This window comes from Vibrio hannami (genome assembly GCF_029589055.1).
GTDB classification, from domain to species: Bacteria; Pseudomonadota; Gammaproteobacteria; order Enterobacterales; family Vibrionaceae; genus Vibrio; species Vibrio hannami.
In genome coordinates this window covers 122,560-136,621 of sequence record NZ_JARQZP010000001.1, presented here as the reverse complement: position 1 = coordinate 136,621, position 14,062 = coordinate 122,560, and the positions used below count along the sequence as shown (strand labels likewise).

General features: G+C 46.4%; 12 protein-coding genes and 2 pseudogenes. 5 read left to right on the top strand and 9 right to left on the bottom strand.

The features are described 5' to 3' along the window. Positions 1 to 6: 6 nt before the first annotated feature. Complete coding sequence (epmA, locus tag P7F88_RS00670; RefSeq protein ID WP_422127227.1) at positions 7 to 987, bottom strand: elongation factor P--(R)-beta-lysine ligase; 981 nt, start codon at positions 985 to 987, stop codon at positions 7 to 9. A gap of 249 nt (positions 988 to 1,236) precedes the next feature. On the opposite strand from epmA, the gene frdA reads away from it, so the two are divergent. The 4 genes from frdA to frdD are packed head-to-tail and all read left to right on the top strand — an operon-like array spanning position 1,237 to position 4,554. Further along, on the top strand, positions 1,237 to 3,057 hold the full coding sequence (gene frdA, locus P7F88_RS00665; RefSeq protein WP_277821441.1) for a fumarate reductase (quinol) flavoprotein subunit: 1,821 nt from the start codon (positions 1,237 to 1,239) through the stop codon (positions 3,055 to 3,057). Further along, entirely contained in the window at positions 3,054 to 3,794 is a 741-nt protein-coding gene (locus tag P7F88_RS00660; protein WP_277821494.1) for a succinate dehydrogenase/fumarate reductase iron-sulfur subunit, read from the top strand. Before frdA ends, P7F88_RS00660 begins: the two co-directional genes overlap by 4 nt. A 3-nt stretch (positions 3,795 to 3,797) precedes the next feature. Then, positions 3,798 to 4,181, top strand: a complete 384-nt coding sequence (gene frdC / locus P7F88_RS00655; protein WP_277821440.1) for a fumarate reductase subunit FrdC — start codon at positions 3,798 to 3,800, stop codon at positions 4,179 to 4,181. A 10-nt stretch (positions 4,182 to 4,191) separates the two neighbouring features. Beyond that, on the top strand, positions 4,192 to 4,554 hold the full coding sequence (gene frdD, locus P7F88_RS00650) for a fumarate reductase subunit FrdD (RefSeq protein ID WP_338405514.1): 363 nt from the start codon (positions 4,192 to 4,194) through the stop codon (positions 4,552 to 4,554). 115 nt (positions 4,555 to 4,669) lie between these two features. Here frdD and efp read toward each other — a convergent pair whose 3' ends face one another. After that, positions 4,670 to 5,236 carry an elongation factor P gene (efp, locus tag P7F88_RS00645; RefSeq protein WP_277821438.1) on the bottom strand — a complete coding sequence of 189 codons (567 nt, stop codon included), beginning with the start codon at positions 5,234 to 5,236 and terminating at the stop codon, positions 4,670 to 4,672. Positions 5,237 to 5,272: 36 nt separating this feature from the next. Here efp and epmB point away from each other — a divergent pair, with 36 nt between their 5' ends. Then, positions 5,273 to 6,313, top strand: coding sequence for an EF-P beta-lysylation protein EpmB (epmB, locus tag P7F88_RS00640; RefSeq protein ID WP_277821437.1), 1,041 nt, complete (start codon positions 5,273 to 5,275; stop codon positions 6,311 to 6,313). A gap of 22 nt (positions 6,314 to 6,335) precedes the next feature. Here epmB and P7F88_RS00635 read toward each other — a convergent pair whose 3' ends face one another. The 7 genes and pseudogenes from P7F88_RS00635 to P7F88_RS00605 all read right to left on the bottom strand — a co-directional run bounded on the left by P7F88_RS00635 (position 6,336) and on the right by P7F88_RS00605 (position 14,036). After that, positions 6,336 to 7,127, bottom strand: a complete 792-nt coding sequence (locus tag P7F88_RS00635; RefSeq protein WP_277821436.1) for a DUF1338 domain-containing protein — start codon at positions 7,125 to 7,127, stop codon at positions 6,336 to 6,338. 191 nt (positions 7,128 to 7,318) lie between these two features. Continuing rightward, the gene (gene astD / locus P7F88_RS00630; protein ID WP_277821435.1) at positions 7,319 to 8,776 is read right to left on the bottom strand and encodes a succinylglutamate-semialdehyde dehydrogenase; all 1,458 of its coding nucleotides are present in this window, start codon (positions 8,774 to 8,776) and stop codon (positions 7,319 to 7,321) included. A gap of 15 nt (positions 8,777 to 8,791) precedes the next feature. After that, a complete protein-coding gene (astA, locus tag P7F88_RS00625; protein WP_277821434.1) occupies positions 8,792 to 9,811 on the bottom strand; it encodes an arginine N-succinyltransferase in 1,020 nt (339 codons plus the stop codon). A 103-nt stretch (positions 9,812 to 9,914) separates the two neighbouring features. Continuing rightward, positions 9,915 to 11,121: pseudogene (locus P7F88_RS00620) on the bottom strand (aspartate aminotransferase family protein). A gap of 373 nt (positions 11,122 to 11,494) precedes the next feature. Beyond that, the gene (locus P7F88_RS00615; protein ID WP_277821433.1) at positions 11,495 to 12,073 is read right to left on the bottom strand and encodes an aminodeoxychorismate/anthranilate synthase component II; all 579 of its coding nucleotides are present in this window, start codon (positions 12,071 to 12,073) and stop codon (positions 11,495 to 11,497) included. Between the two features lie 159 nt (positions 12,074 to 12,232). Next, positions 12,233 to 13,237, bottom strand: a complete 1,005-nt coding sequence (trpS, locus tag P7F88_RS00610) for a tryptophan--tRNA ligase (RefSeq protein ID WP_277821432.1) — start codon at positions 13,235 to 13,237, stop codon at positions 12,233 to 12,235. Positions 13,238 to 13,350: 113 nt separating this feature from the next. Then, positions 13,351 to 14,036: pseudogene (locus tag P7F88_RS00605) on the bottom strand (phosphoglycolate phosphatase). Between the last annotated feature and the right edge of the window lie 26 nt (positions 14,037 to 14,062).

Sequence of the window (14,062 nt, the reverse complement as noted above, 5' to 3'; positions counted from 1 at the left end):
ACTCCCCTAAGCTCTTGGGAAAGAAAAAGCCGTAACCTCATCAATATGCTCACAACCTAAAGCCAGCATAATCAACCTGTCGATCCCAAGGGCAACACCTGCGCAAGCTGGCAACCCCTCTTTTAAAGCGTCTATCAGGTTGTAGTCTATAGGTTGCATTTCCAATCCCATCTTATGCCTTTGCTGATTGTCTTCAACAAAACGGGCGAGCTGCTCTGCTGAATCATCAAGCTCATGGAAACCGTTAGCTAACTCTATCCCTTTGTAATAAACCTCAAAACGGTCAGCCACTCTCAGATCGGTCTGATTGATCTTAGCCAAAGCCGCCTGTGACGCTGGAAAGTCAAAGACAAAAGCGGGTGCCTGCTGACCTATATGTGGCTCAACACCAACACTGAATAGTAACTGCAGCAAGGTATCACGGTTATCCTCTTTTTCAGCAATATCTCTTAAGCCAAGCTCATATGCCGACTCCTTCAGCTCCTCCATTGAGGCTTCCAGTGGGCATACTTCCAGAACACTCAAAAATGCTTGCTGATATGTTGTTCTCACCGCTTTCCCGCAACCTAAAATCAATTGCAAAAGCTCATCCATTTCATCCATCAAATCATGATGGTTAAAGCCGACGCGATACCACTCCAGCATGGTGAATTCTGGATTGTGATGCCTACCATTCTCTTCATTTCTAAAGGATTTGCAGATCTGGTAAATAGAGCCACTACCAGCGGCAAGTAGTCTCTTCATATGAAATTCGGGGCTAGTCATCAGATATAACTTTCGGCCTTCCGCATAGCCAGGTCCAACAAAATCTGTTTTGAAAGTATGTAAATGCACATCGGTGACAGTGGCATGACTCATCAATGGAGTATCCACCTCCAGAACATCTCTTCGGCAGAAGAAATCCCTTATTTTTGCGACTAATTCAGCGCGTTTTTTTAACTGTAAAATAGTAGCGCTTGGCCGCCAGTTTGATGTCAGTTTATTCATATAAGCAATTAGTTAAATTCTATATTTCTTATCTAATTTTACGATGTGGTGATACTAATCACAAATTCACTTTTAAAGCATAAAAACCACATTTCTATGACAGAAAATCCAATGACATCAATGTTTTCATGACTTTGCTGCCGTAAACTGGTCTTAGGTGAAACATTAATTATAAAACTTTAAACACTAACTATGGGATGCACACCTTGGTGTCATCCCTTGTCAGTTTAAAAACACTGGAGGATAACTGTGAAAACTATAACCACAGATATCGCAGTCATCGGCGCTGGCGGCGCTGGTCTTCGTACTGCAATCGCAGCGGCTGAAGCCAACCCTGACTTAGAAGTTGCTCTGATTTCTAAAGTCTACCCAATGCGTTCACACACCGTGGCCGCAGAAGGTGGGTCGGCAGCGGTCATCAAAGATGAAGACAGCTTAGATAACCACTTCAACGATACCGTTGGCGGTGGCGACTGGCTGTGTGAGCAGAATGTCGTAGAATATTTCGTGGAAAACGCCACCCGCGAAATGATTCAGATGGAGCAATGGGGTTGCCCATGGAGCCGTAAAGAAAATGGTGACGTCAACGTGCGCCGTTTTGGTGGTATGAAGGTCGAACGCACCTGGTTTGCGGCCGATAAGACCGGCTTCCACATGCTGCATACCCTGTTCCAGACGTCTATCAAGTACGATTCCATTAAACGCTTTGACGAATACTTCGTGGTCGACCTTCTGGTTGAAGACGACGAAGTGCAGGGTCTGGTGGCGATTCATATGTCCGAAGGCGAGCTGGTGACGATTAAAGCTAAGTCGGTAGTATTGGCAACGGGCGGCGCAGGTCGTGTGTACAACACCAACACCAACGGCGGTATCGTAACCGGTGATGGTATGGCGATGGCGTATCGTCATGGCGTGCCACTGCGTGATATGGAGTTCGTTCAGTATCACCCAACCGGTCTGCCGGGCACAGGTATCCTGATGACCGAAGGCTGTCGTGGTGAAGGCGGTATCATCGTTAACAAGAACGGCTACCGTTACCTCCAGGATTATGGCATGGGACCGGAGACCCCGGTTGGCGAGCCTAAGAACAAATACATGGAACTGGGCCCTCGTGACAAAGTGTCTCAGGCATTCTGGCATGAGCAGCAAAAAGGCAACACCATTGAGCATCCTCTTGGTGATGTGGTGCATCTTGACCTGACACACTTAGGTGAAGAGTACCTGCAAGAGCGTCTGCCGTTCATCTGTGAGCTGGCAAAAGCGTACGTGAACGTAGACCCTGCCAAAGAGCCGATTCCAATTCGTCCAACGGTGCACTACACCATGGGCGGCATTGAGTGTGACCCGAACTGTGAGACCAAGATTAAAGGTCTGTTTGCGGTGGGTGAATGTGCATCCTCTGGTCTGCACGGTGCTAACCGCCTGGGCTCTAACTCTCTGGCAGAGTTTGTGGTGTTTGGCCGCGTAGCGGGTGAGAACGCGGTGAAACGTGCCGAAGAGTTCAAAGGCTGGAACGACGCATCGATTGAGAAGCAAGTGCAAGCGGTAGAAGAGCGCATCAATGCTCTGCTGAATCAGCAAGGCGATGAGAACTGGGCAGAGATTCGCACTGAAATGGGTAAAACCATGGAGTCAGGTTGTGGTATCTACCGCCGTGAAGACCTGCTGGAAGAGACCATCAACAAACTGGCTGAGCTGAAGCAGCGTTATAAGAACATCGGCATTAAAGACAAAGGTAAGGTGTTTAACACAGACCTTCTGTACGCCATTGAAGTGGGCTATGGCCTGGAAGTGGCGGAAGCGATGGCGCACTCGGCTATCCTTCGTCGTGAATCCCGTGGGGCGCACCAGCGTTTAGATGAGGGTTGTACTGAACGTGACGATAAGGACTTCCTGAAGCACTCACTGGCGCACTTCAATGAAGATGCGGCGCCATCGATTGATTACAGCGATGTCATCATCACTAAGTCTCAGCCCAAAGCACGTCTGTATGGCGCAGCGGCGGAAGAGGCAGCAGCAAAAGAAGCGGCGGAAGCGGCAGCGGCTGGCGAACCAGAGGAGCAGAAATAATGGCGAACCGAGTACAAAAAATCGACATTCTGCGTTATGACCCTGAGAAAGATGCAGAGCCGTACGTACAAACCTTTGAAGTGCCGTTTGATGAGACCATGTCTCTTTTGGATGCACTGGGTTACATCAAAGACAACCTGGATAAAAACCTGTCGTTCCGCTGGTCTTGCCGTATGGCGATTTGTGGCTCTTGCGGCATGATGGTGAACAACTATCCGAAGCTGGCGTGTAAGACCTTCTTGCGTGACTACCCGGATGGCATGCTCATCGAGCCTCTGGCGAACTTCCCGATTGAGAAAGACCTGATTGTGGACATGACGCCGTTCATTGAACGCTTAGAAGCGCTGAAGCCATACATCTTAGGTAACGACCGTACACCAGAAGATGGGCCGAACAACCAGACCCCTGAGCAACTAGCCAAATACAAGCAGTTCTCTGCCTGTATCAACTGTGGTCTGTGTTACGCAGCCTGCCCTCAGTTTGGCCTGAACCCGGAATTCTTAGGCCCTGCAGCCATTACCCTTGCGCACCGCTACAACCTTGATAGCCGTGACAACGGTAAAGACGAGCGTATGAAGCTACTGAACGGTGAAAACGGCGTATGGGGCTGTACCTTTGTGGGCTTCTGCTCTGAGGTGTGTCCGAAGAACGTAGACCCGGCAGCAGCGGTGAACCAGGGCAAGGTCGAGTCTTCAAAAGACTTTGTCATTGCGATGATGAAACCACAGGAGGCGTAAGACATGAGTAACCGTAAACCTTATGTTCGTGAAATGAAGGCCACCTGGTGGCAGAAGAGCAAGTTCTACCGTATGTACATGTTGCGTGAAGCAACGGTACTGCCGTTGATTTTCTTCACCCTGTTTCTGACCTGGGGTCTGGGCAGTTTAGTGAAGGGACCAGAGTCCTGGGAAGCATGGTTGTCTTTCATGGGTAACCCGCTGGTGATTATCATCAACATTCTGGCGTTACTGGGCAGCTTGTTCCACGCTCAGACCTTCTTCAGCATGATGCCTCAGGTGATGCCAATCCGCATCAAGGGCAAACTGCTGGATAAGAAACTGATTGTCTTGTCTCAATGGGGCGCTGTGGCGGCGATTTCCCTGATTGTTCTCATCATCGTGTAAGGAGTCTATTGTGGTTGATAAAAATCCAAAACGTTCAGACGAGCCGGTATGGTGGGGACTGTTCGGTGCTGGCGGCACCTGGTTTGCGATGATTACCCCAATCACCGTATTGGTACTGGGTATTCTTGCGCCACTAGGCATCATTGATGCGGAAGCACTGAGCTATGAGCGTGTGGCTGACTTTGCCACCAGCTTTATCGGTGCCCTGTTTATCATCGGCACACTGGCACTGCCAATGTGGCATGCGATGCACCGTCTACATCACGGTATGCACGACCTGAAACTGCATGTGGGTACCGCAGGTAAAATCGCTTGTTACTTTGTGGCTGGCTTTATTACTGTGCTGGCGGTTGTGTTTATCTATATGATCTAAGCTCTGCAAGAGCTTATCCCACACTGAATAAAAGGGGCTGATGCATTTGCATCAACCCCTTTTAATTATCAGTTCTGTAGGACTATGTCCGTCCCGTAACCTGGAACCATATAAATTACTTCACACGACCTACGTATTCAGCTGAACGAGTATCTACTTTGATTACTTCGCCTATCTGGATAAACAGAGGTACACGAACAACAGCGCCAGTAGTCAGAGTTGCTGGCTTGCCACCCGTACCCTGAGTATCACCTTTAAGGCCTGGGTCAGTTTCAGTTACTTCAAGCTCAACGAAATTCGGTGGAGTAACCGTGATTGGGTTACCGTTCCAAAGAGTGATCATACAAGTATTGTTTTCTACCAACCACTTAGCATTGTCACCAACCGCTTTTGCATCCGCAGCAATTTGTTCGAATGTTTCTGCGTTCATAAAGTGGTAGAATTCGCCGTCTGTGTATAGATAATCTAGATCGATATCCATTACGTCAGCAACTTCACACGTTTCGCCAGACTTGAATGTTTTCTCTAGCACTTTACCAGAAAGTAGTTTACGAATTTTAACGCGGTTGAACGCCTGACCTTTACCCGGCTTTACGTATTCGTTTTCAAGAATTACGCAAGGCTCGTTATCAAGCATTAGTTTAAGGCCGCCTTTGAATTCATTAGTGCTAACTGTAGCCATTATTTCCTCTTATCGTATTTTTCGAGTCAAAATTTAATGTCGCATATCATAACCCGAAAATCAGTTTCTGTTGAGCAAAACTGGATCAATGAACTAGCGAATGGGATCTCAGATCCTGTTACTTTGCTTAAATTGCTTCACATTCCTGAATCTGACTGGCCGAAAAACAGCGAAGGTGAAACCTGCTTCGAAGCAAAAAAGCAGTTTGCACAACGAGTTCCTCGCTCTTTTGTTGCCCGAATGAAGCACAAAGATATCAATGATCCTCTTCTGAAACAGGTTCTTCCTGTCACTGAGGAGCTTGAAATCCACCCGGGTTATTCCTCCGATCCTCTTGAAGAACAGGATAATGAACAACCTGGATTACTGCATAAATATAAAAACCGGGCTCTGCTAATCCTTAAAGGTGGATGTGCCATCAATTGTCGGTACTGCTTTCGCAGACACTTTCCTTATAGTGAAAACAAAGGCTCTAAAGCTGTTTGGCAGCAAAGCATTGACTATATTGCAGAACATAAAGAACTGAATGAAGTGATTCTTTCAGGTGGTGATCCGCTAATGGCCAAGGATCACGAGTTGCAGTGGTTATTTGAACAACTAGGGGAAATCTCTCATATCAAGAGACTCAGAATCCATTCTCGTTTACCTGTGGTGATACCTTCCCGTATAACTGACGAGCTATGCCACCTAATTCGTTCAACTCGCTTGCAGGTTGTTTTTGTCTCTCATATCAACCATCCAAATGAGATTGATGACTCACTAAAAGCTGCGTTTGCTAAACTAAAATTTGCTGGTGCCACTCTGCTGAATCAGGGCGTGCTTCTTAAGGGAGCCAATAACTCTGTTGATACTCAGGTTGAACTGAATGAAAGTCTATTCGATGCAGGCATTCAGCCATACTACCTTCATGTGTTGGATAAGGTACAAGGCGCAGCTCACTTCTATGTTAGTGATGAGGAAGCCAAAAACATTATGCGAGGCGTGATGGAAGAGACCTCTGGCTACCTTGTGCCTAAGCTAACCAGAGAGATTGGCGGTAGGCCTAGCAAAACACCGCTAGACCTTAATCTGGAGTAGGTAAGTCCCCTGCTCCCGTAACCTAGCTATCGGTACTTTCAAATATCTTGTCAGCAGAGGCGGCCACGAATCCCGGATATAGCGTGCCGTCAGCCGTCGGGTAGCGCTTGGCGAACTCATAGAATCCACCAGAAATAACATATTCACCATCACTAAACTGAACCGGAACCTTATCTGCCATGGTTGATGATTGTTCCAGCAACACGTCAGGTGAGCCTTTTACTTCGCCACCTGACTCGTTAATTCTGAAGCCTGACTCTCGTAAGTGGTCATTTACTGCCTTAACTTCATCAAATGCCTTCAGCTGGTTAACACTGACCGTAAAGTGGTTAGCGCCGTACCCATGAGCAGACAACCATGCAGCATACTCACTCTCTTTAGCCAGCAACTCATACTCTTCGTGACTTGTTTCCCAAAGTCGGCCATGGGAAAGAAAGTCACTACTGGTTAGTTTTTCAGCATCTACCTGCCCGACTAAGCGGTTAACTATGGCACCTAGTTCAGGTGAGCATAGCCCAACCTCTAGTTGACTAATAAAGACTTTTGGCTGTTTAGGGTCAGGATGCTCAAAGTGTTTGGCGGTTAACTTCTTACTTTCAAAGATATAATCGCCGCACTCTTTATAGCCCAATTCGATAAATGGCTTAGACAGCACATCGATACCTAATAGCTCAACTCCGAAGGTTCGCAATGCAATATGATCGTTGATTAGAGCTTCGTCCTCTTCAAGTAAGCTATGAACTTTCTCTGCTGACGGACATAAGCGAGCAATGTAGTCCTGCCATAGTGACTGGAATAGTAAATCAGGTGACATGGTTCCTCCTTGAAAATTGGTAGGCTTATCGCCCTCGTTACTACGCTCCTGCGTAGTAACGCATACCGGAGCCGGAAACATCAAATCATTGGATATGCAGATCTGAGTCAATAACACCAAATAACATCGATATTAATACAGCTCTTCTTGTCAGATATGCATTCCCACGGGACCGTGGGAACGAGTAACAACTACAACTTAACTCCCGGGCTTAACGTCTCAGGCAATAAAGTTTCGCTACCTTCCATTGAAGCCATCGGGTAAGCACAGTAATCAGCAGCATAGTAAGCACTCGGGCGTAAGTTGCCAGATGCACCCGGACCACCAAATGGCGCATCACCACTTGCCCCCGTAAGCTGACGGTTCCGGTTTACGATGCCAGCACGGATATGTTCAACAAAGTAATCCCACTCACCATCATCAGTGGAAACCAGGCCCGCTGATAAACCAAAGCGAGTATCGTTAGCCATCTCGACAGCATTCTCCAGGCCTGTATAGCGAATAATCTGAAGTAGTGGACCGAAGTACTCTTCATCCGGAAGCTCTTCTACCTTAGTTACATCAATCAATCCCGGAGTAACAAAAGCCGCCTTTGTATGTTTAGCCTCTACCAAAGACTCTGCCCCCATTGTGAGCAACTGAGCCTGAGCATTGAGAATAATCTCAGCAGCCTGAGCTGAAATTTGTGGCCCCATAAATGGTTGAGGATCAGCAAATGGCTCATCAACCACTATGTTCTGAGTTGCCTGCACAAGCCTCTCAATCAGAACATCTCCCTTCTCACCTTCCGGCACATACAGTCTTCTTGCACAGGTACAACGCTGCCCTGCACTGATAAATGCAGATTGCAGAATGGTATAAACCGTAGCGTCCACTTCACCATAGTTTTCAGAGATAACCATAGGGTTGTTACCGCCCATCTCCAGAGCCAGCATCTTATCCGGCTGACCAGCAAACTGGCGATGAAGGATATGTCCTGTGTTCGCACTACCAGTAAACAATAGCCCGTCGATGCCTTTAGATTCAGCCAGAGCGATACCAGTCTCTTTGGCTCCCTGAACCAGATTAATTACACCTTCAGGAAGTCCGGCTTTCTGCCATAACTTCATAATAAACTCAGCGGTAGCCGGAGTTTGTTCCGATGGTTTATAAACCACTGTGTTACCTGCTAACAAAGCAGGAACCATATGACCGTTTGGCAGGTGCGCCGGGAAGTTATAAGGACCAAATATCGCCATCACTCCAAGAGGTCTGTGGCGCAATACGATCTGGTTACCTGCAGCTTCACGTTGCGTTTCGCCCGTTCTTTCGTGGTAAGCACGAATGGAAATCGCAATTTTGCCCGCAACAGCTCCGGCTTCGGTTTTGGTTTCCCAGAATGGCTTACCTGTTTCTTTTGCGATGATTTCAGCGATACCTTCGCTGTTTGCCTTTACCTCATCAGCAAACGCCAGAACCACTTTTTCCCGCTCTTCATAGCTAAGCTTTTTCCACTCTAGATAAGCTTTTCTTGCGGCTTTAACGGCTTGCTCAACCTGTGCAGGCGTAGCACTATCCCCTGTCCAGATAACTTCATCGTTATACGGGCTTGATGACGTCATTACTTCACCCTGCCCTGCAACCCATTGACCTGAAATCCACTGAGTCATACTTATACCCTCACCTTAAATCGCCAGCATACGAACGTTGTCGCCGCTTTTTATTTCAAGTGCGCCAGCTGTTTCTTCATTCAAAATAACGCTGCCAGACTCATTGTCATATGCTGCTTTAGCCGCAACCGCCCGGAAATTGTCAAAAGAAGTATTGATGATCAAATAGTCCTGAGAACTTGAGTGCTCACTGACCTGAGCTTTTGCACGAAACGAATCACGTACCGAGTGAATATTTTGCAGATCACACTCAACCGTTGGTCCTGCATCGAAAATATCAACGTAGTCCCGACAAACGAAGCCCTCTTTTTCTAAAAGCTTCAGTGCAGGAACCGTGTTTTCATGCACTTTGCCTATTACCGCTTGAGCTTCTTTGCTAAGAAGATTGATATAAATTGGCAACTTGGGCATAAGATCAGCGATAAAGCCTTTTTTACCAATGCCTGTCAGGTAGTCAGCCAATGTGAAATCTATCGAGAAGAAATGTTCTTGCAGCCACTGCCAGAATGGAGACTCTCCATTCTCATCAGATACACCACGCATCTCAGCAAATACCACTTTAGAGAAACGTTCAGGGTGCTCTGCCATCATCAGAAAGCGGCACTTAGACATAAGCTTACCGTTAAAGCCGCCACGGAAAGTGGGCCTTAAGAACAGAGTACAAACTTCACTGCAGCCAGTGTAGTTGTTACCAAAAGTCAGCAATTTAACGACATTGTTCACCCCCAGTTTAGGAGAAGAATGAACAATCTTACTGATGTGGTAGGTGTAGAAAGGCACATCCCAGCCTATTGATGCTTCGATCGCTGTTGTGCCAGCAACTTCCCCGGTTTCAGAGTCAAAGCCAACCATCAGATAGCCTTCATCACCAGGTTCAGTGACATCCCGCTTTTCAAAGCTTGCTACAGAGTGATTAATACGATTGGTTAACAGTTCTTCGTTAACCGGAAGCGAAGTAAATCCATGTCCAGATTCTTCCGCACAAACTCTCAGTGCTTCGTAATCTGTTTTTTTTATAGGTCTAACAACCAGCATCACAACTCCCTCCAGATGCTAATTTGACAATTGCTCTGCAGTTCCAGTTCTGCTGAGCTTGTCACTTCCCCACGGAGGTGGAGAAGTGACTACCAGTTTTTATTTAAACAATACTTGCGATTGCTTTATCGAGACGCGCTAAGCCTTCCTCAATATCTTGCTTAGGAATTACCAGCGATGGAGTAAATCGAACCACATTAGCGCCAGCAACCAGAACCATCAGCCCCTGCTTTTCTGCTGCAACTAACACTTCACGCGCTCTTCCTTGCCACTCTTCGTTCAGGGCAGCACCAATCAATAACCCTTTTCCGCGAATTTCGCTGAAGATGCCGTACTTATCGTTAATTTTAGTCAATCCATCTCGAAACAGCGCTTCTCTTTCTGCAACGCCAGCCAGAGTTTCAGGTTGGCTTACTATATCAACGACCGCTTCAGCCACTGCACATGCAAGCGGGTTACCACCATAAGTAGAACCGTGAGTACCCACTTTTAGGTGTGGAGCAAATTCATCCGTTGTCAGCATTGCCCCGATAGGAATACCACCACCCAGAGATTTTGCTGTACTTAGGATATCCGGCGTTACCCCAAGACCTTCATAAGCATAGAAAGTACCTGTACGGCCATTACCTGTTTGCACTTCATCAAAAATAAGTAGCGCATTGTGCTGGTCACACAGTTCGCGGACAGCTTTAGCAAACTCAGGTGTTGGTGAAACAATGCCACCTTCGCCCTGGAGAGGCTCCATCATCACAGCACAGGTTTTATCTGAGATATGTGCTTTGAATGCTTCGATATCATTGTAGTCCAGGTGCGTCACATCACCTGGTTTAGGACCAAATCCGTCGGAATACGCCGCTTGTCCACCTACGGTTACTGTAAAGAGATATACGACCGTGGAAGCCCTGTTTAAAGGCAATGATTTCTGACTTATCTGTGCCATATTTGTCGGCTGCTACGCGACGTGCAAGTTTCAGAGCTGCTTCATTCGCTTCTGCACCAGAGTTGGCAAAGAATACTTTATCGGCAAAAGAAAGCTCTGTCAGTTTTTTTGCCAGACGAAGTGCTGGCTCATTGGTCATCACATTACTAAGGTGCCAAATCTTACTTGCCTGCTCGGTAATGGCATTTACCATTGCCGGATGACAATGACCAAGGCAGCTAACGGCAATGCCACCAGCGAAGTCTATGTATTCGTTGTCATCCTGATCCCATACTCGTGATCCTTGTCCTTTTACCGGGATCATTTCGAGAGGGCTGTAACACGGCACCATCACGTCATTGAACAAGCTACGTTCGACTTTATTTCCCATCGTCTCAATACTCCATATCGGTACCAATGCTTCAGCTTGAGTCTATTTTCAAACTGTTGGTATTTTGTTCTACTTCTGCATTGTATTTACAATTTATTAACCAATTCAATAGAGAGATCGTCTTAATAACTGCTAACACAATAGCGAGAAAGCATAATTATTGACTATCTATGCATCGCTTTATCACTGTAATTATGAAAATTTCCCGAAGATTCACTGAAGAACTGGAATATTTCAGCAAAACAACAGAAAGGGGGAATAGGAGGGTGTTCTTCCCCGCATAAATTTTCATTATTCAGTTATAACAGAGAATGATGGGTATTGTTAAGAATAGTGATCAAGTTCAAGCTATCAGAAACAGGAAAGCCTGATTTTAACGCTTTAGAAAGTTAGCAAGTAGCTCATGACCCTGCTCGGTTTTGATCGATTCTGGATGAAACTGAACCGCATCAATAGGCAAGGTTTTATGTTGGAATCCCATTATCTCGTCAAAGTTACCGTCTGAACTCTCTGTCCAGGAGGTAATTTCAAAGCAGTCGGGAAGTGACTCTTTGCTCACTACTAACGAGTGATAACGAGTTACCGTCAGAGGATTGTTTAGCCCTTCAAACACACTTTTGTTGTTGTGGCGAATTGGCGATGTTTTTCCATGCATCACCTTCTTTGCCCGAACCACCTCTGCACCGAAAGCTTGCGCTATGGCCTGATGACCAAGGCAAACCCCCATCAAAGGTAGTTTTCCGGCAAAATGTTTTATTGCCTCAAGGGAGATGCCCGCTTCATTTGGTGTGCATGGCCCCGGAGAGATAACAAGGTGCGTAGGACCTAGTGATTCAATGCCTGCAATATCTATTTCATCATTACGCACCACTTTTACCTCTGCGCCCAGTTCACAAAAGTACTGGTAGAGGTTATAACTAAAGGAGTCGTAATTATCGATGATAAGAAGCATTGGTGCCTGCGTGTATTTAAGCGGTATTGGTTGTTTAAGTGCGGTATTGTGCCGACTGAGCACTGAAAGGCAAGAAAAAATAAGCAGCTCTCGTGAGCTGCCCGATATTTGACTTTAAACCAACAAATTCGCGTTGAGCGAATCTTTTACACCCACTGATTATGGACGAGCAACAAAGCCTACTGCTTCGTATACTTTCTTCAGTGTGATCTCTGCTCGAGCAGATGCTTTCTCTGCACCTGTCTTCATTACTGAGTCAAGGTATGCGCGGTCTTCACGGATACGCTTATACTCAGCCTGAACAGGCTCAAGCATTGCAACTACCGCTTCTGCTACTGCTACCTTAAAGTGGCCATACATCTTACCTTCGAAGTCTTTCTCAATCTCTTCGAAGCTCTGGCCTGTAGCGGCATGCATTAGCCCCATAAGGTTTGCGATACCTGGCTTGTTTTCCACATCGTAGATTACACGCGGTGGATCTTCAGGGTCAGTTACTGCGCTCTTAATCTTCTTAGTGATCGACTTAGGCTCCTCCAGCAGAGTGATAACGTTCTTACGGTTATCATCCGACTTAGACATCTTCTTAGTCGCATCCTGAAGGCTCATTACGCGAGCGTTTACTGTAGGGATGTATGGTTCTGGAACCGCGAACGTTTCACCGTACAGGTTGTTGAAACGGTTTGCGATATCACGCGCCAACTCAAGGTGCTGTTTCTGGTCGCTACCTACAGGAACCTGTTGTGCCTGATACGCAAGAATATCCGCAGCCATTAGCACCGGGTAATCGTAAAGACCAACGTTAATATCGTTCGCGTAGCGCTGAGACTTATCTTTGAACTGAGTCATACGATTCAGTTCACCCATTTGGGTGTAACAGTTAAGAACCCAACCTAGCTGAGCATGCTCAGGAACGTGAGACTGAACGAACAGAGTACTTTTCTCAGGAGTCACACCAACAGCCAGACAAATAGCTAACGCATCTAGCGTTGCGTCATAAAGAGCTTTTGGATCCTGACGAACAGTAATCGCGTGAAGGTCAACAATACAGTACTGGCAATCATAATCATCCTGCATCTGTTGCCACTGACGAAGAGCACCTAAGTAGTTACCGATACTTAGTTCACCTGATGGCTGCACGCCACTTAATACAATAGGTTTGCTCATGATTATGATTTCCTTAATTACTTCTTAAATAGAGACTTCTTTGAAAGAGATATTTTTATCTCGAATAGAGCAGTGTACTCATTAACGAGTATTTTTCCAGAGCCTTATCTTAATTATTTTGAGATAGACAGGATATCCAGCAACTCAGCTAACTCATCGGCAATAAAGTCCGGTTTAGAGTCTGAAATTGGCTCGCCATGGTTATAGCCATACGTCAGTGCAAACGAAGGGCAATTTGCATTTTTCGCCGCCAGAATGTCGTTCTTAGAGTCACCAACCATCAGCATTTCATCAGCAGAAAGCTCGTACTTCTCCAACAGCCAGTTCAGCGCAATTGGATCAGGTTTGCGGGTTGGAAAATCTTCTCCACCAATCACTTCTACAAACAGGTGATCAATTTTATGCTGCTCCATAATCTCTGGCACAAAAACACCAGGCTTATTGGTTACCAGTGCCAGTTTATAGCCAGCATCATGCAACTTGATAAGGGTTTCAAACACGGTTGGATACAAAGGACTACGGGTGTGACCGCATGAAGCGTAAAAGTCATTAAATAGACTGCGAGCTTTTTTCTTAACTCTGGGTCAAGGTCCTCAGAAACCTCTAGGCTTCGACTCATCGCTCTGCCTAGCAACACATCTGCACCGTTACCAACCCACTCTCTTACCTGCTCTTCAGTAATTGCCGGATATCCTAGTGCTTGTACCGACTGATCTACCGCGACAAAAAGGTCTGGCACGCTATCAAGCAAGGTTCCATCCAGATCAAAGGCAATGAGTTTAATTTTTTCTAGCGACATACTTTCCCCTAATTATAAAAGAGGGG